The organism is Mesorhizobium sp. M7A.F.Ca.US.005.03.2.1 (assembly GCF_003997795.1).
Lineage (GTDB): Bacteria > Pseudomonadota > Alphaproteobacteria > Rhizobiales > Rhizobiaceae > Mesorhizobium > Mesorhizobium ciceri.
The window spans coordinates 1-395 of the sequence record NZ_RZRP01001647.1; the positions used below are offsets into that span (position 1 = coordinate 1).

The following is a 395-nucleotide window of genomic DNA, read 5'->3' on the forward strand; positions in this document are numbered from 1 at the left end:
GTCCCAAAACCGCTCCGCACCTTTTGGGCGACATGCATCACGGCGCGAAGATCGACCAGTTCATCATCCTGGCCAGCTTTTCCAGCGCGATCGACCCCAGCTTGGAGTTGCCGTTGGCATTGAGGCCGGGCGACCAGACGGCAAGCGACGCCACGCCCGGCACGATGCCCAATATGCCGCCGCCGACGCCGCTCTTGCCGGGGATGCCGACGCGGAAGGCGAAATCGCCGGAGCCATCATAGTGACCGCAGGTCAGCATCATCGCGCCGATGCGGCGTGCCCGTTCGGCCGACACCACGGAATGCCCGGTCGCCGGGTTCTTGCCGCCATTGGCGAGAAAGCGGCCGGCGAGTGCCAGTTGCCGGCAACTCATTGCGATGGCGCAATGGTGGAAG

General features: G+C 65.6%; 1 protein-coding gene. It reads right to left on the reverse strand.

The annotated features are described in order from the left end of the window. Positions 1 to 37: 37 nt before the first annotated feature. Positions 38 to 395 (reverse strand): glutaminase (locus EN991_RS39615; RefSeq protein WP_206519393.1); only part of this gene is annotated, 358 nt, incomplete at its 5' end.